Origin of the sequence: Natronomonas aquatica, assembly GCF_024449025.1 — an archaeon.
Lineage (GTDB): Archaea > Halobacteriota > Halobacteria > Halobacteriales > Haloarculaceae > Natronomonas > Natronomonas aquatica.
In genome coordinates, this window is sequence record NZ_JAHLKM010000006.1 from 84,016 (window position 1) to 101,983 (window position 17,968).

Annotated in this window: 17 protein-coding genes and 1 tRNA gene; 6 read left to right on the forward strand and 12 right to left on the reverse strand. The window is 64.4% G+C overall.

What is annotated here, in order from left to right:
- The first annotated feature begins 96 nt into the window (after positions 1–96).
- On the forward strand, positions 97–1,161 hold the full coding sequence (locus KM295_RS07085; protein WP_256029253.1) for an anthranilate phosphoribosyltransferase: 1,065 nt from the start codon (positions 97–99) through the stop codon (positions 1,159–1,161).
- A gap of 9 nt (positions 1,162–1,170) precedes the next feature.
- On the opposite strand, the gene KM295_RS07090 is transcribed toward KM295_RS07085, so the two are convergent.
- The 6 genes from KM295_RS07090 to KM295_RS07115 all read right to left on the reverse strand — a co-directional run bounded on the left by KM295_RS07090 (position 1,171) and on the right by KM295_RS07115 (position 9,734).
- A complete protein-coding gene (locus KM295_RS07090; protein WP_256029254.1) occupies positions 1,171–1,464 on the reverse strand; it encodes a DUF7521 family protein in 294 nt (97 codons plus the stop codon).
- Positions 1,465–1,466: 2 nt separating this feature from the next.
- On the reverse strand, positions 1,467–1,853 hold the full coding sequence (locus KM295_RS07095) for a winged helix-turn-helix domain-containing protein (RefSeq protein ID WP_256029255.1): 387 nt from the start codon (positions 1,851–1,853) through the stop codon (positions 1,467–1,469).
- Between the two features lie 191 nt (positions 1,854–2,044).
- Entirely contained in the window at positions 2,045–4,033 is a 1,989-nt protein-coding gene (locus KM295_RS07100) for a SpoVR family protein (RefSeq protein ID WP_256029299.1), read from the reverse strand.
- A gap of 2 nt (positions 4,034–4,035) precedes the next feature.
- Positions 4,036–5,367, reverse strand: a complete 1,332-nt coding sequence (locus KM295_RS07105) for a YeaH/YhbH family protein (protein WP_256029256.1) — start codon at positions 5,365–5,367, stop codon at positions 4,036–4,038.
- A gap of 15 nt (positions 5,368–5,382) precedes the next feature.
- Positions 5,383–7,665: a PrkA family serine protein kinase gene (locus KM295_RS07110; protein ID WP_256029257.1), complete on the reverse strand. Its 2,283-nt coding sequence runs from the start codon at positions 7,663–7,665 to the stop codon at positions 5,383–5,385.
- Positions 7,662–9,734 carry a PrkA family serine protein kinase gene (locus tag KM295_RS07115; protein ID WP_256029258.1) on the reverse strand — a complete coding sequence of 691 codons (2,073 nt, stop codon included), beginning with the start codon at positions 9,732–9,734 and terminating at the stop codon, positions 7,662–7,664. The genes KM295_RS07110 and KM295_RS07115 overlap by 4 nt, the downstream gene beginning before the upstream one ends.
- A gap of 596 nt (positions 9,735–10,330) precedes the next feature.
- Here KM295_RS07115 and KM295_RS07120 point away from each other — a divergent pair.
- Positions 10,331–11,305: a transcription initiation factor IIB gene (locus KM295_RS07120; protein ID WP_256029259.1), complete on the forward strand. Its 975-nt coding sequence runs from the start codon at positions 10,331–10,333 to the stop codon at positions 11,303–11,305.
- 92 nt (positions 11,306–11,397) lie between these two features.
- Positions 11,398–11,571, forward strand: coding sequence for a DUF7836 family putative zinc-binding protein (locus KM295_RS07125; protein WP_256029260.1), 174 nt, complete (start codon positions 11,398–11,400; stop codon positions 11,569–11,571).
- Positions 11,572–11,599: 28 nt separating this feature from the next.
- On the opposite strand, the gene KM295_RS07130 is transcribed toward KM295_RS07125, so the two are convergent.
- Positions 11,600–12,163 carry a DUF420 domain-containing protein gene (locus tag KM295_RS07130; RefSeq protein WP_256029261.1) on the reverse strand — a complete coding sequence of 188 codons (564 nt, stop codon included), beginning with the start codon at positions 12,161–12,163 and terminating at the stop codon, positions 11,600–11,602.
- Between the two features lie 153 nt (positions 12,164–12,316).
- A tRNA-Leu gene (locus KM295_RS07135) sits at positions 12,317–12,401 on the reverse strand.
- Positions 12,402–12,598: 197 nt separating this feature from the next.
- On the opposite strand from KM295_RS07135, the gene KM295_RS07140 reads away from it, so the two are divergent.
- The 3 genes from KM295_RS07140 to KM295_RS07150 are packed head-to-tail and all read left to right on the forward strand — an operon-like array spanning position 12,599 to position 14,831.
- Complete coding sequence (locus KM295_RS07140; RefSeq protein ID WP_256029262.1) at positions 12,599–13,090, forward strand: helix-turn-helix domain-containing protein; 492 nt, start codon at positions 12,599–12,601, stop codon at positions 13,088–13,090.
- Positions 13,091–13,128: 38 nt separating this feature from the next.
- Positions 13,129–14,301 carry an alanyl-tRNA editing protein gene (locus tag KM295_RS07145; protein WP_256029263.1) on the forward strand — a complete coding sequence of 391 codons (1,173 nt, stop codon included), beginning with the start codon at positions 13,129–13,131 and terminating at the stop codon, positions 14,299–14,301.
- Complete coding sequence (locus KM295_RS07150; protein ID WP_256029264.1) at positions 14,298–14,831, forward strand: HAD family hydrolase; 534 nt, start codon at positions 14,298–14,300, stop codon at positions 14,829–14,831. The genes KM295_RS07145 and KM295_RS07150 overlap by 4 nt, the downstream gene beginning before the upstream one ends.
- On the opposite strand, the gene KM295_RS07155 is transcribed toward KM295_RS07150, so the two are convergent.
- The 4 genes from KM295_RS07155 to KM295_RS07170 all read right to left on the reverse strand — a co-directional run bounded on the left by KM295_RS07155 (position 14,792) and on the right by KM295_RS07170 (position 17,867).
- Positions 14,792–15,034: a DUF5822 domain-containing protein gene (locus KM295_RS07155; protein ID WP_256029265.1), complete on the reverse strand. Its 243-nt coding sequence runs from the start codon at positions 15,032–15,034 to the stop codon at positions 14,792–14,794. The two genes, KM295_RS07150 and KM295_RS07155, sit on opposite strands and share 40 nt — an antisense overlap.
- Positions 15,035–15,217, reverse strand: a complete 183-nt coding sequence (locus KM295_RS07160) for a DUF7576 family protein (protein ID WP_256029266.1) — start codon at positions 15,215–15,217, stop codon at positions 15,035–15,037.
- A 77-nt stretch (positions 15,218–15,294) separates the two neighbouring features.
- Positions 15,295–16,482, reverse strand: a complete 1,188-nt coding sequence (gene glmU, locus KM295_RS07165; protein ID WP_256029267.1) for a bifunctional sugar-1-phosphate nucleotidylyltransferase/acetyltransferase — start codon at positions 16,480–16,482, stop codon at positions 15,295–15,297.
- A 38-nt stretch (positions 16,483–16,520) separates the two neighbouring features.
- Positions 16,521–17,867: a RimK family alpha-L-glutamate ligase gene (locus tag KM295_RS07170; protein ID WP_256029268.1), complete on the reverse strand. Its 1,347-nt coding sequence runs from the start codon at positions 17,865–17,867 to the stop codon at positions 16,521–16,523.
- Positions 17,868–17,968 lie beyond the last annotated feature (101 nt).

Consider the following 17,968-nt stretch of genomic DNA (forward strand, 5'->3'; position numbering starts at 1 on the left):
GTTCATCGGTTCCGTCGATCCGGGCGGCGAATCGGTGGCTAGCCGTTCGGGTGCCGAATCAGGGACGTTTTTGTTTCGGGCGTCCGAAAGTCGTGTATGGCACAAGCGACGGAACGGTACGGGGAGTGGCCGCTGAAGCGGCTGATGACCGAGGTCGTCGGCTCGGGGCACAAATCCGCCGACGACATGACCCGCGAACAGGCCGAGGAGGCGTTCCGCCGGATCCTCGGCGGCGAGCCGGACCCGACGACACTCGGGGCTTTCTGGCTCGCGAACCGCTGGAAGCGCAACACGCCCGAGGAACTGGCCGCCTACGTCGACGTGATGGCCGAGGGTGTCGAGACCGCCGAGCCGGACTGCGATCCGGTCGACTGCGGCGCGAACTACGACGGGAAGGGCCGGAGCGCGCTCTTGGGGGTCGCCGCCGGCCTCGTGGCAGCGGCGGCCGGCACGCCGGTCGTCGCCCATTCGGGCGATCGGGTCCCGACACAGAAACAGGACGCATACAAACACGTCCTCGACGAACTCGGGGTCAGGACCGACCTCTCGCCGTCGGAGTCGGCCACCATGACCGACGAAGTCGGGTTCGGTTTCTATTATCAGCCGAACTTCGCCCCCGAGATAGTCGCTCTCACCGACCGACGCGATCAGATGGGCGTCCGGACGTTCGTCAACACCATCGAGACCCTTGCGAACCCGGCGGGGGCGTCCGTCCACCTGGGTTCGTTCTATCATCTCCCGTACGCCAAGCGGATCATCGATACGTTCCGGGCCGCCGAAACCGCCGCCGTCAGTCGTGCCGTCATGTTTCAGGGACTGGAGGGGTACGACGACGTCCGTCCGGGATCGACGAAGGTCGCCGTCTGGAACGAAGGAAAAGAGATCGACGACTTCGACGTCGAAACCCCGGAGTACGGGATGGACTTCGAAAGCGAGGATCTCGGTGTCTCCGACGTCGCCGCCGATTCCGCGGCGATCACCGAGGCCGTCCTCGAGGGCGACCGAACCGACCGCTTTGCCGACGCCGTCGCAGTCAACGCGGCACTGCGGATCTACGCTGCCGACGACACGGAGGATCTCGATTCGGGGCTGGAAGCCGCCCGCGACGCGATCGAATCGGGGGCGGCGGCCGAACGGCTCGAGGCGCTCCGGGCGTTCTGAGGCGGTCGGCTACCGGACCCGAAGCGAGAGGGCGATGATCGAGAGCCCGAGCAAAACGAACAGGCTCTCTACGAGTATCCCGACGCCGAGGGGGACGTTCAGCAGCTCGAAGGTGACGCCGGCGAGTAGGACACCGATAACGATAAACGCGAACCCGACTGCGAGAAAGCCCAGCGCCCGGTCGTAGGTGCGTCGGTACGCACTGAGAGCCAGATACGTCACGATGCCTCCGATGACGAGGATGAGCGTCTTGACGACTGCGATCGCAAGCTGGACTTCCTGAACGACACTCGTTTGTATCATGGTTAGATCTCCTTTCGTACCTCGGACCACATCTCCGCGAGCCGTTCGTCGGCCCGCTTTGTGGGTCGTTCGATTTCGATTTCGATATCGATCCGGTTGTCGCCCCCGTCGTGTGTAATGATTATCTCTTCGAAATCGATCTCGTATCGGGTTGCGTGGCTCCCGTCCTCGCGGATCTCCGTGCCCTCCCGGACGATCGTTGCCTCCGAGAGCCGATCGAGTTTCCGGTACAGCGTCGAACGAGGGATCTCACACTGATCGAGGAGTTCCCGTGCGGTCAACGGCTCGGTCAGCCTCGAGAGGATGGCGCGGCAGTCCTCGTCGTGAAGCGCCTCCAGCACCGCCTCGGTGTCGGGAGCGTCGTCCTCGACCAGCGGATCCCGGGCCATTCGGCGGATCTTTCGGCCGGTGACATAAAAGACGGTCGTGTTTCGATCGATAGTGGACGCGGTCGGTCCCTCCTCGAAGCTTACTCGAAAAGTCGATCGAAGACGATGCGCTCCTGCTGGCTGTGAACCGCCCCGGGGTCAAGCCCCGAGGCACCCGGCCTGCCCCGCCTGTAGAGACGTATACCGGCACATCAGAGCCATTCGTCGGGTTTCGTGTCGTAATCGAGGTCCGTTGCCGCGATGTCCGCGACCGACTCGTCGGGGAGGTCTTCTCTCTCGAAGGACTCGCCGTCGAAGCGGATCAGCGTTCCTTGCTCGGTCGGTTCCGGTTCCCTGTCGCGTCGGCGTGCGACCTCGATGTCGTGTTCGTCGAACTCCTTTCGGATCGTCTTCAGCGCGACGGGACGGCCCCACAGTTCGAAGACGCGCTCCAGCGTCTGTTTGGCTTCCCGGAAATCGAGCTCGACGCCGTTGTATTGGTGGATCAAAAGCAGCTCGTTGCGGTTCCGGAAGTTGCCGTCTTCGACGGCGATCGTCGGCTTCCCGAAGTTCGTGAACTGCAGCATGAGCTTCTTTTTGACGTCCGCCGCGTCGGTCGAGGTAACCCGGAAATCGTCCGTCGTGTGGGTGTACTCGTAGGTGAAATAGTCGTTGTCCTCGACGAACTCGTCGGTGAGGAAGGCATCGAGGAACGTCACGTCGTTGTGGCTCTCGCGGACCTCGAACATACGGTCCCAGCCGGCCGTCCGATCGACGTCCGCGACCGCGGCCTCGATCGAGCCGTAGCGGTCGGTCTCGAAAAGGTACCTGGCGGTCCGTTCGAGTTCGTTCTGGGAGACGGATCCGAGGAACCCCCGATGTTCGCGCTTGACGAGCGAGTAGTGTCGCTCTGCCAGTCCCTGGTAGGTCAGGAGCTTCCAGGGGTACGTTTCGACCGTCTCGTGATCTAGCTCCCCGTCACGAACCCCTGAGAGAATTTCTCTGTCGATCCGGGGATCTTCGGGGTCGAGCTCTTCCAGATGGCCGACGGGGTCGTCGACGACCGGATCCGGCTCCAGTTCCTCCAGCACCGCATCGAGATCGACGGTATCGTTGAAGTTCCGCCAGGTCACCCCCTCGACACGGAGCAGGTGTTCGATGACCGCCCGGCGGTTGCGGCGGTTCTCGACGTACTGCCACAGCTCGAAGCCGAGTTTGTAGGGGTTCAATCCCGGCGAGCCGAGCACCTGCGCCATGTGGTCGGCATAGGAGACGAACTCGTCTTCGGTAGCGAAGTTCTCGTCGGCCATCATCTTCGACTCCCAGTATGCCGCCCACCCCTCGTTCATTACTTTCGTCATCTTCTGGGGGGCGAAGTAGTACGCCTCCTTGCGGAGCAACTCGAGGGTTTCGCGTTGCCACTCCTCGTACTCGACGGCCTTGCCCGAGTCCCCGTCGTAGGCCTTCCCGTGGGTCGTCAGGAACGCCAGAAGATCCCGCTCCGGGCTTTCCGGGAACGTCGGTCCGTCCTCGTCTTCGCTGATCTGCTCGAGCCATTCGTCGTCGAACACCTCGCGTTTGACCTCCGAGGAGAGATCGAGTTCCTCGAGTTGCTCGTCGATGTCCTCGCCGGTCGGGGAATCTTCTTCCCACTCTCCGGACGTCGAGAACGGCCTGTGTTGGTCGATGTTGTCCTCCAGACAGAGGACGTGGTCGATCCACTCCTCGATTTCCTCCCGGTCGATCTCCGGGTCCGCCATGTATTCGGCGACCGTCTCGGCGTGCCGTTCGAGCATAGCCGCCGCCTCGGGGTCGGTCCCGAACATCCGGAACCACTCGTTGTTCCTGAAGAAGTCGGCGTGAGCTTCGACGTGGGTGATGACCGCCTTCTGGTCGGCGAGATCGTTCGATTCCTGCAGGAAGGCGTTCGACGGGTCGTCGTTGTTGACGATCTCGAAGGCCTTCCCGCCGAGGAACTGCCGCTGTTTCCGCTGGCGGTCGTACTGCATTCCCCACCGCCAGTGGGGATACCGGCGCTGGAAGCCCCCGTAGGCGATGAGTTCGTTCATTTCGTCGTAATCGACGATCCAGTAGTTCACCGGAAACGGGTCGAGCCCCAACTTCCGTGCCAGCCGGTTCGCTTCCCGGGTCGGTTCCTCGAGGCTGTCGGCGATACGCTGTTTGTGGATCCGATCGTCCATGCTCATGTGTCGTCGTCCTCCGTGCTGAGGACCGTATAGATCGCATCGACCACGTCGTCGGCCCCCTGGACGTAGGCCACGGCGACGTTCGAGTCGTCGCCGAAGTGCCGTTCGAGTTCTTCGGCGTGGGTCGCGTTGATCGCGTTACCCGACGGTTGCGTCTCCACGTAGGCGTGGAGGTTCGCGTCGATCCCCTCCATCAGCGGGATCACCCGCTGTTCGGTGTCGTTCGAGGAGTTCTCCGAGTCCCCCGCCGCGAAGACGTAGCGGTTCCACTCGCTCCAGGGGTACTCCTCGTCCAAGATCTCCGCCGCCAGTTCGTAGGCGCTCGATATCCGCGTTCCGCCGCCGCTCCGGATACCGAAAAAGTCCCCGCGGTCGACCTCCCAGGCGTCGGCGTCGTGGGCGATATAGACGAACTCGGCGTTGTCGTACTTGCCGGTCAGATACCAATCCAGCGGCGTGAACGTTCGCTCGACGAGTTCGCGTTTCGACTCCCGCATCGATCCCGAGACGTCGCGGATGTTGACGACGACGACGTTCTTTTCGCGTTCCTCGACGATCTCCGGGTAGCGGTACCGCTCGTCGGATCGCCTGAACGGGATCTCTTCGATCCCCTCCCGGCGGATCCGGGCGGCCGTCGCTTCTCGGTCGACGTTGGCTTCCATCTCCTCGATCGAAACCCACCGCGAGCGCTCTCCGTCGGGGATCGAGCCGTCGGCGTCGTCGATCCAGGCCCGCGACACCGGGATGTGCTCCCCGCGGGCCCACTCGAAGACGGCTTCCGGCCCCCACCCCTCGACGCGGAGGGCTTCTTTTATATACTCCTCGTCGAAGTCCATCGCCAGTTTCCGTTTTAGACCCTCCTTGAACAGCCGCTCGAAATCGAGCGTGCTCGCCGGGCCGCTTCGGGTGATGTCGGTGAAATCGCCCTCGGTCTCCTCGATCACTTCCTTGCCTTTCGGATCGAGGTCGAGTCCGAGTTCCTCGTCGAGTTCGCGGGCGAACTCCTCGGGATCCATCTCGTAGTACTCGTGGTCGGCGCCTTCCTCGCCCGGCTCGTCGCCGTCATCGCCGTCGTCGCCGTCGCCGGCCGCCTCTTCGGGTTCGCCGACAGGATCACCGACGTCCGGTGTTCCGCCGTCACCCTGGCCGACGCCGCCTATGTCACGGGGATCGTAGACGAACTCCGGAGGGTCGACGATCTTGATCGGGACCTTCACCTCGTCGGGGCGAGAGTCGCCCAGATCGCCGTACTGGATGAACTCGGTGAGGTCCTGTCGTCGTTTCTCGCCCACCTCGCGGTACCGCTCGAGGTCGTCTTCAAGCCCCACTGGCGGTCACCTCCTTCAGTCCCATCGGTAGCTCACCTGTCCCATAACGTGTCGGCTCGTCAGCTCCGCAGCCGCCTCCGAGTAGCCGAACAGCTCCTTCATGTTCCGGAGCGTCCGCTCTTTGACCGCCTCTGTTTCGGTTCCCGAGGGTGGATCCGCCCACTGGGCGGGATCCAGATCGCCGTAGGTTCGTCGGACGTCGTCCCAGTCGTGGCTGCCGAGGACCGTCTCGATGACGGGGATCTCGCGGGGATCGACGTCCGAGATCCGGAAGTCCTCGTCGCGGTTCCGCCAGGCGTAACGGTTCAACGCAGTGAGGATCTTCTCCGACCGGAAGGCCTCGACGCCCTCGGTCGGCGCGGCCCCCTCGTAGTCGTCCTCGTCGAACCGGCCCAGGTGTTCGATCTCGAACACCTTCATCTTCAGCGGATCCGGGTCGGTCGGCTCGCCGCGGTCGTTCTCGATCGTCTCGCCCTCGACCCACGCGTAGACGTGTTCGAGGTACTCTTCGACTGTCGCCTCGTCGACCCGCTTTTGACGCATGGCGGCGTCGATCACGTCGGCCTCCTGCTGGCCGAAGATGTGGTTTTTGACCGGGACGAGACGGGTTTCGTATTCGGCTCGCTCGTTCGGCGAGAAGACCGGCGCGTCCTCGAGCCCCTCGACCATCGCGTTCAGGACGTCACGCGGCATGATCACGTCCTCGACGTTCAACGTGGGGTGGTGGCGGTCCGTCTCCTCGTGGAGCAGGTCGGCGACGACATCGCGGGTGTAGGTGACGGGGATCCCGCCTTTCCCTTCGGTCGCGTCGCCGAATTCGAACTCCTCTTTGTACCGGCGTTCGTCGCCGTCCTCCAGGTACCCGCGGTCGTAGACCAGTGCCTTGTCGACGATGTCCAGCCCGGGCGGGAGGGTTTCGTCGTCGAGCCTGGTTCCCACCGCATAAAGCGCCGCGGCCTCGATCGTGTGCGGCGCGAGTTCGCGGTCCCGGACGGTCCCGTCGGCGCCGCGAACCGAGACGACGACCGACTCGCGGATCTTCGCCGCCAGTTTATCGTAGCTGTCGGCCTCCCAGATTTCGGTCTCGTTGGTGAGCTCCCGGCAGAGGAGTTCGGCCTCCAGAGAGAGGTTCGTCAGGTACGTGAACTCGTGTCTGTCGAGCCGCCGCTTCAGCGCCTTCAGGGGGTCTGCGTCCTCCCGGTCGGCGTGTCTGTTCAGCTGTGTCTCCAGGTCGGGATTCGAAATAAGCATCATCTGGGTGTCGATGTCCATCCCGATCCCCTTGTCGAGCTTGACGGTCCCTTCGTCGGGGACGTTCAGAAGCTTCCCGAGCAGATCGGAGTGTTGGGCGGCGTCCTCGACGACCGTCAGCAGGCCGTTTCCCTGCGAGAGGACGCCGTCGTAGCTGAACGCCTGGGGGTTCTTCCGCCCCCTCGAATCGAGCTGCTGGAGCATCCCGGCCATCCACGAGCCGACGAGCCGCTCTTTCGGCGATCCGTCGTCCTCGCTGTGGAGGACGCCGATCCCCCGTCCGAGGTCCACGACGTAGTTTTTTACTCGGAGGTGTTTTCCGTCGGTGATCGCCGAAAAAAGGTCCTCTACGTCCCGTCTGCGGTACTGCTCTTCGAGGTGATCGTAGGCCTCCCGGCTGAACGGGTCCAGCCGGGCCTCGAGATGGATCGGGATGTGGTCCTCGAGAGTCGCGTTCAACTCTTCGAGGAGTTTCTCCCGAACCGGCTCGGGGAACACCGACAGGGGATGGACCTGGACCGGCGAGGGGTACCAGTCGTCCTCGTCGGTCGGGACGCCGTCGCCGTACGTCATCCCGGAGGCGGCCTCGCCGCCGACGCCGGCAACGTTCCACTCGACGGTGTAGCGGCGCCCAGCCTCGGTCTTCGAGTACTCCCTGAGCCCGTTTATCAGACACCGCTTGAGCTCGGACTTGCCGGTCGCCGTCGGGCCGTCGAGCCAGAGGATTTTCTCTTCTTTGCCGCGTCTGGCGGCGATCGACCGGAGGTCGTCGACGAGGGCGTTCAGCGTCTCGGTGTTGCCGAGGATGGCGTGTTCGCCGTCGTTGTGGGGGTCGTCGAAAAAGCGGTACCGCTCCTTGCGCTCGCCCTCCTCGACGACGGTTCGGGTGCCGGCGGCCTCTATCGCCGAAAGCAGGTACTTCGAGGCGTGGGCCGCCGAGGCGGGGTTCTCGAGGACAGTCTCGACGTACTCCTCGAGTTCCATCGGCGGCTCGTAAGTCTCCCGGAGTGCGTCGTCGGCCCGTTCGATGTACTCGTCTGCGGTCATTCCGATTCCATCTCGACTTTCGCGACCTCGGCGCCCGCGAACTCCAGGAGTTCCTTTGCGCCCTCCGTGCTGTAACCCTGCTCTTCGAGGGCGTCGATCCAGGCGTTTCGCTCCTCGTCGTCGAGTTCGCCGCTGGAGACCAGCGCCGAGAAGTTGATGTTGTGTTTCTTGTCCTCCCACAGTTTGCGCTCTAGGGCCCGCCGGAGCCGGTCGTTGTCCTGCGGTTCGAACGTCTCGCCCTCGCGGGCCCGCCGGCTGACCCAGTTTGCGACCTCCTGTCGGAAGTCGTCCTTTCGGTCGGCCGGGACGTTGAGTTTCTCTTCGACGGCCCGCAGGAACGTTTCGTCGGGTTCCTGCTCGCGCCCGGTGATCTCGTCTTCGACGGTGTCGTCGTCGATGTAGGCCATCACGTGGTCCATGTACTTTTCGCCCTGTCGCTGGATCTCGTCGAGATCGTACGCCAGGGCGTGACGGACGTCCTCGATCGCTCGCTCTTTGTACTCCTCGCGGACCAACTCCAGATACCGGTAGTACGTCTCGAAGTTCTCCTCGGGGATCGACCCGTGGTTCTCGAGGTTTCCCTCGAGGTGATTGAACGCTGTCAGCGCCGAGAGGAACATCCGTTCTCTGTGCATCGAGTCCATGATCGCCTCGGCGATCTCGTCGCCGATAAAGCGCGGAGAGACCCCGTCCATCCCCTCGCCGATGTCGGCCGTCTCGGCGGCCTCTTCTCGGAGTTTCTTGAGGTCGATGTCCTCGCTTTCGTCGATCTCACCGTTGTAGGCTTTGGCCTTCTGGACGACCGATACGTTCCCGCCGTCGGGCTCTTCGATGCGGGTCAACACGCCGAACAGTCCCGCCATCTCCAGGGTGTGTGGTTCGACGTGGATATCGGGAAGGTCGGCGTTGTTCAGCATCTTCCGGTAGATCTGTGCCTCCTGTTCGTACTGGAGGACGTACGGGAAGTCGATCCGTTTGGTCCGGTCGTTGAACGCCTCCATCTTCTCGTCGCCCTTCTTGTCGCGGTACTCCGGCATGTTCGTCCGGCCGACGATCACCTGATCGATGTCGATCCGGGGGTTGTTCTTCGGCTTGATCGTCTGTTCTTGTGTCGCGTGCAGAAAGTCATAGAGGAACTCCCGCTGGAGTTTAAGCAGTTCCTCTCCGGAGAAGAGCCCGCGGTTGGCGTTACAGAAGGCCCCCGAGTAGTCGAACGCTCTGGGATCGCTCTCGCCGTAGACGGCGATCTTCGAGTAGTTGACGTCACCGGTGAGTTCGGTTTCGTCCTGGTTCTTCTTGTCCTTTGGTTCGAACGTTTCGATGCTCTGGCGTTTGTTCTCGTTGGCGATGAGCCGGATAACTTCGACGTGATTCTCTAAGACGGCCTGCAGATCGTCGTCGTAGTACTCCAAAAGCGCGTCCATATAGAATTCGCTTGCTGGGTCCAGCGACTGCTCGTTTCTGATCGTGTACGGCGCATCGAGCGCCTCGTTTATGTTCTCGATGACGCGTTCGCGCTGTTCGAGCGGCAGGAGAACGATCGGATCCTGGTTCATCGGCGAGCGGACGACATCGTCGGCGGGGTCCTGATCCGGAAGGACGTCACAGAGGCCGGTCCACCGGAAGGTGTACATTCGACCCGCATCGCGTGCCGTGTAGTCCTCGAAGTACCGCCGGACCTGCCGGTCGAAGTCGGATTTCCCGGATCCGACGGGTCCGAGCAGGAGTTTGATTCGCTTTTCGGGCCCGAGCCCGCGGGCGCCGGATTTTACCTTGTTGGTGAACTCGTGGATAGCCTCGTGGACCACCTGCCCATAAAAGGTGTTCTCGCCGTCGCCGAGCGGATCCTCGGCGGCGAGATCGTACTCGACGACTCCAGCATCCTCGTCGTAGGATGTCCCGTAGTAATCGAACATGTCTGCGACGCGCTGGTGGGCGTTGCGGGCGATTCGCGGGTGTTCGTACAGTTCTTCGAGGTACCACTGAAACGACCGCGTCCGGCGGAGGTCCGAGGGGATCGTATCTCTGTACTCCTTGCTGAGTTCTTCGAGGGTTTCCATGTCGCTCATTCTATCACGGAGACGCACGGGGCGTCCCACCCGGGTGTCCCGGGATGGCCGCTGTCCCGGTATCGCGTCGTGCTATGTTATGCCAGCCCCCGGGCACGAACCCGGCTCTGCCGGACGGGACAGCACACCGAAAGCGATGGACGACGACAATACCGGGACTATATTATAAGAGAGTACTACAGGTATAAAAATATTTTCCCAACGAGGCTGAAGGAAGCTGTATCGACAGAACAAAACTGGCAAACATCGCGCGATACAGCCGCGATCGGTCTGAAGCCGTTCCGGGATCGTTCGCCGGGGCTTATATGGAGAACTCGGCATCGATCCGGCCATCGGTCGGCCGAGAGCCGGCGAGCGAGCCGACAGGAGCTACGGCGGTTCTGAAGTAACGTTTATAATCTATAACGGTTCGAAACGTGAATTCGAATGAGATATGTTACCGTGAAATATCGGTCGAAACGCCCGTATTCGGCAATTTCCGGCTGAGAACCGACGAAAGATTTAAGTAGTTTTCGGACTAACGTAGTATTAGGAGACGTCCGGCCCGGATTCTACGGTATTCCGCCCCCGGAGCCGGAAGTAACTCACCCCCCATCATGAGTGACACTGGAATCCGAACCTACGCGGAGGAGAACCGAACCGAAACGGCCGAACGGACGGAAAACACCGAGGACGTAGCGACCTGTCCGGAGTGTGGCGCCCGCCTAAAGACCGACACCGAACACGGCGAGACGGTCTGTTCGGAGTGCGGACTGGTCGTCGAGGAGGACGAGATCGACCGCGGGCCGGAGTGGCGCGCCTTCGACAGCGCCGAGAAGGACGAAAAGAGTCGTGTCGGCGCGCCGACGACCAACATGATGCACGACAAGGGCCTCTCGACGAACATCGGTTGGCAGGACAAAGACGCCTACGGGAACCAGCTGTCGAACCGCCAGCGCCGGAAGATGCAGCGGCTCCGGACCTGGAACGAGCGGTTCCGGACGCGCGACTCGAAGGAGCGCAACCTCAAACAGGCGCTGGGCGAGATCGAACGCATGGCCTCGGCGCTCGGGCTACCCGAAAACGTCCGTGAAACCGCAAGCGTCATCTACCGCCGCGCGCTCGACGAGAACCTCCTGCCCGGCCGCTCCATCGAGGGCGTCGCCACCGCCGCGCTCTATGCGGCGGCCAGACAGGCGGGAGTCCCCCGCAGCCTCGACGAGGTAGAGCGCGTCTCCCGCGTCGACAAGATGGAACTAACCCGGACATACCGCTATATCATCCGGGAACTGAACCTCGAGGTCAAGCCGGCCGACCCCGAAAGCTACGTTCCGCGGTTCATCAGCGACCTCGATCTCACCGACGAGGTCGAACGGCGCGCCCGCGATCTCATCGAGGCGGCCCGCGAGGCGGGCGTCCTCTCCGGGAAATCACCCGTCGGGCTGGCCGCGGCCGCCGTCTACGCGGCGGCGCTTCTGTGTAACCGAAAGGTGACCCAAAACGAGGTCAGCGAGGTCGCGGACATCTCGGAGGTCACCATCCGGAACCGTTACAAGGAACTGCTCGAGGCCGGCGAGATCGCGACGGCGTAGCGGCCCTGAAACCGACCGAAAGCGGATCGGGGCTCCCGGCGGCCCACGTGCCGTGACAAAGGTTTTCATACCCGGACGTCATTAAGAGCCGTATGGAGACGTACGTTCGATTACTGTGTCCGGAGTGTGGCAAGACGTGGCAGAAGTCGCCGAGTGAACTCCCCGACCCCACCCGGACATTCCACTGCCCTGGCTGTCACGCGAGCCGGCGGCTCTCGGAGTTTGCCCGAACCGAACACGACCTCCAGAACCTCAGGAACTTCTGATCCGCCGCGGTTCCCGACCCGTCCCGCGTCAATAGACGTGGTACAAAAGCAGGTAAATGACGATCCCCATCGAAAACGAGACGAGCCAAAGCGCCGCGGCGACGCGGCCGACCCGGGGATGGATCGAGCCGTAGATCTCCTCTATCGGCCGCGTTCCGGCCGACAGAAGCGCATAGAACACGAACGGGACACAGAGGATCGCCAGCCCGATATGTACCAGCAGGACGGGAAAATACACGAACGTCCGGATCCACTCGGGGCCGCCGAAAGTGTTCGGCCCCAGGACGGCGACCCGGTAGAGATACAGCAGGAGAAACGCCGCAAACAGCCCGAAACTGGCGAGCATGAGGGTTCGGTGGCGCTCGACGTGCCCGGCCCTGATCGCACGAACCCCGGCGAGGATGGTCCCGATGGCCGCCAGGCTGATCGCAGCGTTGAGATGCGGTATCGCGTGCAAAACGGACGTCGGCCGCGGGAGCGCCCCGACGGGGAGCAACTGCAGCGCCGCGGCGAACACCAGCGCGAGCGATCCGACGGAGAGAAGCGCCGTCAGGGCCGGGACGTGTTCTTTCGCCCACCTACTGTCTGCCATATCAGACTGTAGCGCGAGCGGAAGGAAAGGCCTTGTCTTCGCGCGATTCCGGGCGGTCGGACTCGCGAGTACCGGTCGGTGTTCCACGAGAGGTTTGCGTGGGTGCTGTCTTCGAGCACCCGCACTGGATACGGCGAGGTGAATCGCCAACAGTGCGTGGGACCGGATTTGAACCGGCGGACCTCTACAGGACAGCGCCCTCAACGCTGCGCCGTTGGCCTGGCTTGGCTACCCACGCACGCTGTCGGTGACCGCATACGAGCGTACCGTGGGGGACAATAAAAGGGCTTTCCTTTGGCTCGGATGATCGTTCCTTCGGGCGGGTTTTTCTGCGTCCGACGGAACGGAAACACCGACGGACGCACCGCGGGAAGTGTCGAATCGAGCGTCTGTTGGAGCGCGAGGTTCAAGTGCGTTCCGGGCCTCGGAACACGCATGGCGAAATACTCCACCGGCGACCTCGGGGGCGACTCCGGCGGCGCCTGTGAACTCTGCGGCGCCGAGGGGCGGTCGCTCGAGACGGCGACGGTCGCGGGGGCGGAACTGGAGGTCTGCAGCGAGTGCCGCAAACACGGCGAGGGGTCGAAATCGGATCCGGACGAACGGAAACGGGAGCGCAAGCGACGAAAGGAAACCGCCCGGAACGTTGCCCGACTCGAGGACGCCCGGGCGGCCGACACCGACTGGGAGGAGGGAACCGAGTACGAGGACGATCCGTTGCCGTATCTCGCAAGCGGGTACGGTGCCGCGCTGGAGGCGGCCAGACAGGACGCCGGGCTAGGGACGGACGAACTCGCCGCGGCGATCGACGCCGACGAGGACGACATCGTGGCGATCGAACAGGGCCGGGCGGCGCGGGCGGGTGTCGGCGGCTCGCTCATCGAGGCGCTTGAGGAACACCTCGACATCGAACTCGCCGACCGCTGACCGACCGGTTTTTGGTATCGAGGTGCGAGACGACCGGTATGGCACCGTCGAAGGCGCCCGACGATCCCGAGACGCTCACGTTCGAGGCGACCGTCGAGGAAGGCGGCACTGAGGTCGTCCTCTCGGAGACGTACTTCTACCCGACCGGGGGCGGACAGCCCGCCGACCGCGGTACGCTCGGGGGATGCGAGGTTATCGAGGTCACGGACGAGGGGGGATCCGTCGTCCACACGATCGACGGAAAGCTCGAAGCGGCGACGACCGTCACCGGAGCGATCGATCCCTCGTTCAGGCGGTACTGTATGCGTGCCCACACGGCCAGCCACGTTCTCTACGGCGCCGGACGGCAGTGCTTCGAGGAACTCGGGTACGGCGGGTTCGACATTTCGTCGGAGAAGGTACGGGTCGACCTGCGGACGCCCTCGGCGATCGACGACGACACCCTCGTCGAACTCGAACGGCTCACGAACCGCTGTGTCTGGGACTCCCGTGACGTGTCCTGGGAACGGCTCCCCCGCGAGGAAGCGCTCGGTCGCGAGGACGTCGCGTTCAACACCAAGACCGAGGAGGGGATCACCGGCGAGACGGTCCGGATCGTCGAGATCGACGGCTGGGACGTCGCCGCCTGTGGCGGGACCCACGTCCCCAACACGCGCCGGATCGGCCCCGTCACGGTACTCGATCGATCGAACCCCGGCGAGGGGCTGACGCGGATCGAGTTCGCCGTCGGCCCCGACGGTATCAACCGGCGGATACTGGAGAAACGAGCCGCCCTCGAGGCGGCCGCCGAGGTCGGCACGAACGTCGGATCGCTCCCGGCTGAGGTCGAACGGCTCCGGACCGACCGAAACGCGATGCGGGCCGAGCGCGAGGAACTCCGATCGGAGCTTCTCGAGATCCGCATCGAAGCTGTGGCCTCGGACCCCTTCGACCGCGACGGCCGACACTGGGGCGCCGGCGTCGTCGAGGCGGACGCGAACGCGCTCGCGGAGGCGGTCCGGGACCGTCCCGACGACGTCGACGTACTGGTACTCGTAACACCGGACGGACAGCTCGCAGTCGGCTCGGGATCGGCCGACGCTGCCGAGGTTGTCGAGGACCTGACCGAGCGGTTCGGCGGTGGCGGCGGCGGCTCGCCGGCCGTCGCACAGGCCGGTGGACTCGACGCAGACGGCGAGACCGTAGTCGATTACCTCCGGAGCCAGGAATGATCGACAGCTACCCGACGACCGTGTTCGATCTCGACGGGACGCTCGTCCGGCTGAACGTCGATTGGGACGCCGTCGCCGAGGACGCCGCCGCGGCACTCAGAGATCACGGCGTCGATCCGCCGGACTCGCTGTGGGAGATACTGGAGACGGCCGAGGCACACGGCCGCCGGGCAGCCGTCGAGGACGTCATCGCGACCCACGAGCGCGACGGGGCGGCGACCTCGACCCGGCTGCCGGCGGCCGATACCGTCCCCGGGGCGTCGGTCGGCGTCTGCTCTCTGAACTGCGAGGCAGCCTGCCGGATCGCGCTGTCGACACACGGGATCGACGGAATCGACACCGTCGTCGGCAGAGACACCGTCTCGACCGAAAAGCCGGACCCTCGGCCGCTCTTGGAGACGATCGATCGGCTCGACGGCGAGCCGGAAAACGCTGTTTTCATCGGCGACAGCGACCGGGACGGGACGACGGCCGAACGCGCCGGCGTCGACTACGTCGACGTGTCGGCCTGGCTTCGGGCGTACAGATAGACCGATACCATGGTACAGAGCCAGACGACGGCGCCGACACGGATCGCGAAGTTCGCCCGCTGGCTCCAGGCCGGTAGATCGACGAACAGCGAGAGCACGGCGACGACGGGCGCCCCGACAACGATCGTCAGCACGAACGTCGTCTGCATCACCCAGCCGTAATCGACGCCGTCGGGGTCGGTGGTCTCGACGCGGGGTGGCATCTACCGGTCCCGTTCGGATCGGCACTCCGGCCCACAGAAGTGCTCCGTCACGACAGTCCCGTCCTTGACCCGCGTGACGACGCGGTGTGTGGGCTCCTGCAGTATCGGGTCGTCACAGACCGCACAGCGCGGTGCCTCCTCCTCTGTTACTTCCTCGCCGAGATCCGAGGTCGGGTCCACCATCCTACATCGGCGTTAGGCGGGAGCTATATGAACGGTTATGTTCGCGCTTTACCGCGCTGTCCGTCTCCACCGTCGGCTCACCGATCGCGGCTCACCGACTCGCCCGGGTCGGTTCTGGCGCCGGCCGACAGGACCACCCCCGGCGCGAGGCTCGTGTTGATCCCCGTTTTCGCCCCCGGTCCTGCGACGACGCCGTACTTGCGTCGGCCGGTCGAGACGCGTTCACCCTTCACGGTCTGGCGGACGTCGGCCCCGTCGTGGCGGAGGTTCGCCACCTGGGTCCCCGCCCCGAAGTTTACCCCGGGACCGAGAAGGCTGTCGCCGACATACGAGAGGTGTGGAACGTTCGTTCCGGCCATGAGGACGCTGTTTTTGACCTCGACAGCGTGACCGACGTGACAGCCTTCCCCGACGAGCGTCGCCCCCCGGAGGTAGGCGTTCGGCCCCACCTCCGCGTCGGATCTGACGATCGCGGGCCCCTCGACGACGACGCCGGGTTCGATCGTCGCCCCGGCCTCGATAACGACCGACTCCCCGAGTTCCGCCCCTGCCGCGACGTCGCCGTCGATCCGACCTTCGAGTTCGGCGATCTTCCACTCGTTTGCGGCGAGTAGCTCCCAGGGACGCCCCACATCGAGCCACCGCGAGAGCGTCACCGGCGTCACCACGGTCGCCTCGATCGTCCGGGCGACGACGTCCGTGAGTTCGTACTCGCCGCGTTCGCTCTCGCCGACATCGAGGTACTCGAGGGCGCCCTCGGGGAAGGCATAGGCCCCCGCGTTCGCCAGGTTCGAGGGCGGATCGTCGGGTTTCTCGACGATCCCGGTGACCCGGTCGCCGGCGGACGTCGTCGAGAGGACGCCGTAGTTTCCGGGGTCGTCGACCGCGATCGCGGCGATCGCGGGGGCGGCCTCGAAGAGTGCCTCGACGGCGGCCGGTTCGTAGACGTTGTCCCCGTTCAGAACCACGAAGGGACCTTCGAGATGCGGGCGGGCCGCCCGGACGGCGTCGGCGGTGCCACGCTGGTTCTCCTGGACGGCGATCGAGACCGGAACGTCGCGGTACTCGTCGCTGAAGAAGTTCCGGACCGCCTCGGCCTCGTAGCCGACGACGACGACGAGTTCGGAAGCGCCGGCGGCGACGGCCGCATCGGCGGCGTGGGCACACAGCGGCCGATCCGCGACCGGCAACATCGGCTTGGGGACGGTCTCGGTCAGGGGTCGCATTCGCGTTCCCTCGCCGGCGGCGAGGATGACTGTCTGCATACCCGTGACGTCGCCCGTCCCGAATAAAAACGGTCGGACTACTCTTCGAGGGTGGTCTCCTCGATCGCCGGCGGTTCGCCCTCGTCGGCCTGCCGACGGACGTCGACGTGGTAGTGTTCGAGGATGTCCCGGCCGAGGAGGAGCGGATAGTCCATGTGGGCGCGGTCCTCGATGCTCGCGGTGACAGTGTGTTGTTTCCCGCCGACGCCGACGACCAGATCGACGACGGGCCGCGAGCGCCCGGATTTGACGCTGCCGGATTTGATCTTGACGATGTCCTTGATCGGTCCGGTCCCGATCTCGGCGGCGAGCTGGGCGTCGATACTCGTCCGGGTCGCGCCGGTGTCGGATTTCGCCATGACGGTCCGCTGGCCGCTCGTACCCATCGCGACCACTTCCTCGACGTACCCGATGACGGGCGTCTCCGTCGGGACCGTCTTCTCGGGGCGGGGCATACACGCCGGCCGGGAGTCGTCGAGGTTCGCCGTCAGCTCGTACACCCGTTCGGGGTTGACCTCGCCGCCGGCGCGTTCGATCGCGAGGCGAGCGATGTGAGGCGCCGGCGAACGCCCCGTCGCCTTGAACAGCCCCCGGAACCCCGCCGTCGGGTTCACTTCGAGGAGATGATACCCGTCTTCCCCCTCGACGATGTCGACGCCGGCGTAGTCGAGGCCGATCTCGTCGGTCGCGCGCTTGGCCATCGTGACGATCTCGTCGGACAGTTCGTCGGTTACGTCGACGACTTCGCCGCCCAACGCGACGTTCGTCCGCCACTCGCCTTCGGGTGCGTAGCGGTTCATCGCCCCAACGACGCGTTCGCCGACGACGTACACCCGGAGATCGTGGTGCTGCTCTTCGTCGTGCTCTATGAGTTCCTGCAGGAAGGCCTGTCTGGCCCCGACCATCGGGTTCACCGGATCGTCGGTGTCGAGCTTCCAGGTCCCGCCGCCGTGGGTGCCGATCGCCGTCTTGTAGACGACCTCATCGCCGAACCGGTCCCGACGGGTGTTCAAAAGATCGCCCGAAAGCGCCATCAGCGCGTCCGGAACCGGGAGCCCGGCCTCCGCGAGAGCGGTTCCGGAGGCGAACTTGTGCATCGCCGTCATCGTCGCCATCGGCGTATTCAGCATCGGGCAGATCCGATCGAGCATCGTCGCCAATCCGAGCGCCTCGGCGGGCTGTTCTTCCTTCGAAAGCAACAGCCGGTTGACGATGATGTCGACGTCCGGTTCGAGCGCGACCTCCCCGTCGGTTATCTCGACGGCTGTGTTTTCGGTTCGGAGCCAAGCGGTGTCGTATCCGAGATCGTCGACGGCGTTGAGGATCGCCTTCGTCTCCTTGGAACTGTGGAGACTGAGAACGCCGACGGTGAGCGAATCGGTCATACCGTGCTTGCGACCGGTTCGGGCAAAACGCTGCCGATACGGCGGACGCCCCCTCGGCACCGCGGTCCACGCGTTTATACTCTTGCTCTCCGAGGCTCGGG

Bases quoted from the DNA above. Each gene is read 5' to 3' on its own strand.
- KM295_RS07130 (WP_256029261.1), bottom strand. From the start codon at position 12,163: ATGGCAGACAGTAGGTGGGCGAAAGAACACGTCCCGGCCCTGACGGCG.
- glmU (WP_256029267.1), bottom strand. From the start codon at position 16,482: ATGCAGACAGTCATCCTCGCCGCCGGCGAGGGAACGCGAATGCGACCC.
- KM295_RS07110 (WP_256029257.1), bottom strand. From the start codon at position 7,665: ATGACCGCAGACGAGTACATCGAACGGGCCGACGACGCACTCCGGGAG.
- KM295_RS07160 (WP_256029266.1), bottom strand. From the start codon at position 15,217: ATGGTGGACCCGACCTCGGATCTCGGCGAGGAAGTAACAGAGGAGGAG.
- KM295_RS07145 (WP_256029263.1), top strand. From the start codon at position 13,129: ATGGCACCGTCGAAGGCGCCCGACGATCCCGAGACGCTCACGTTCGAG.
- KM295_RS07120 (WP_256029259.1), top strand. From the start codon at position 10,331: ATGAGTGACACTGGAATCCGAACCTACGCGGAGGAGAACCGAACCGAA.
- KM295_RS07085 (WP_256029253.1), top strand. From the start codon at position 97: ATGGCACAAGCGACGGAACGGTACGGGGAGTGGCCGCTGAAGCGGCTG.
- KM295_RS07170 (WP_256029268.1), bottom strand. From the start codon at position 17,867: ATGACCGATTCGCTCACCGTCGGCGTTCTCAGTCTCCACAGTTCCAAG.
- KM295_RS07115 (WP_256029258.1), bottom strand. From the start codon at position 9,734: ATGAGCGACATGGAAACCCTCGAAGAACTCAGCAAGGAGTACAGAGAT.
- KM295_RS07140 (WP_256029262.1), top strand. From the start codon at position 12,599: ATGGCGAAATACTCCACCGGCGACCTCGGGGGCGACTCCGGCGGCGCC.
- KM295_RS07090 (WP_256029254.1), bottom strand. From the start codon at position 1,464: ATGATACAAACGAGTGTCGTTCAGGAAGTCCAGCTTGCGATCGCAGTC.
- KM295_RS07150 (WP_256029264.1), top strand. From the start codon at position 14,298: ATGATCGACAGCTACCCGACGACCGTGTTCGATCTCGACGGGACGCTC.
- KM295_RS07095 (WP_256029255.1), bottom strand. From the start codon at position 1,853: ATGGCCCGGGATCCGCTGGTCGAGGACGACGCTCCCGACACCGAGGCG.
- KM295_RS07155 (WP_256029265.1), bottom strand. From the start codon at position 15,034: ATGCCACCCCGCGTCGAGACCACCGACCCCGACGGCGTCGATTACGGC.
- KM295_RS07125 (WP_256029260.1), top strand. From the start codon at position 11,398: ATGGAGACGTACGTTCGATTACTGTGTCCGGAGTGTGGCAAGACGTGG.
- KM295_RS07100 (WP_256029299.1), bottom strand. From the start codon at position 4,033: ATGGACGATCGGATCCACAAACAGCGTATCGCCGACAGCCTCGAGGAA.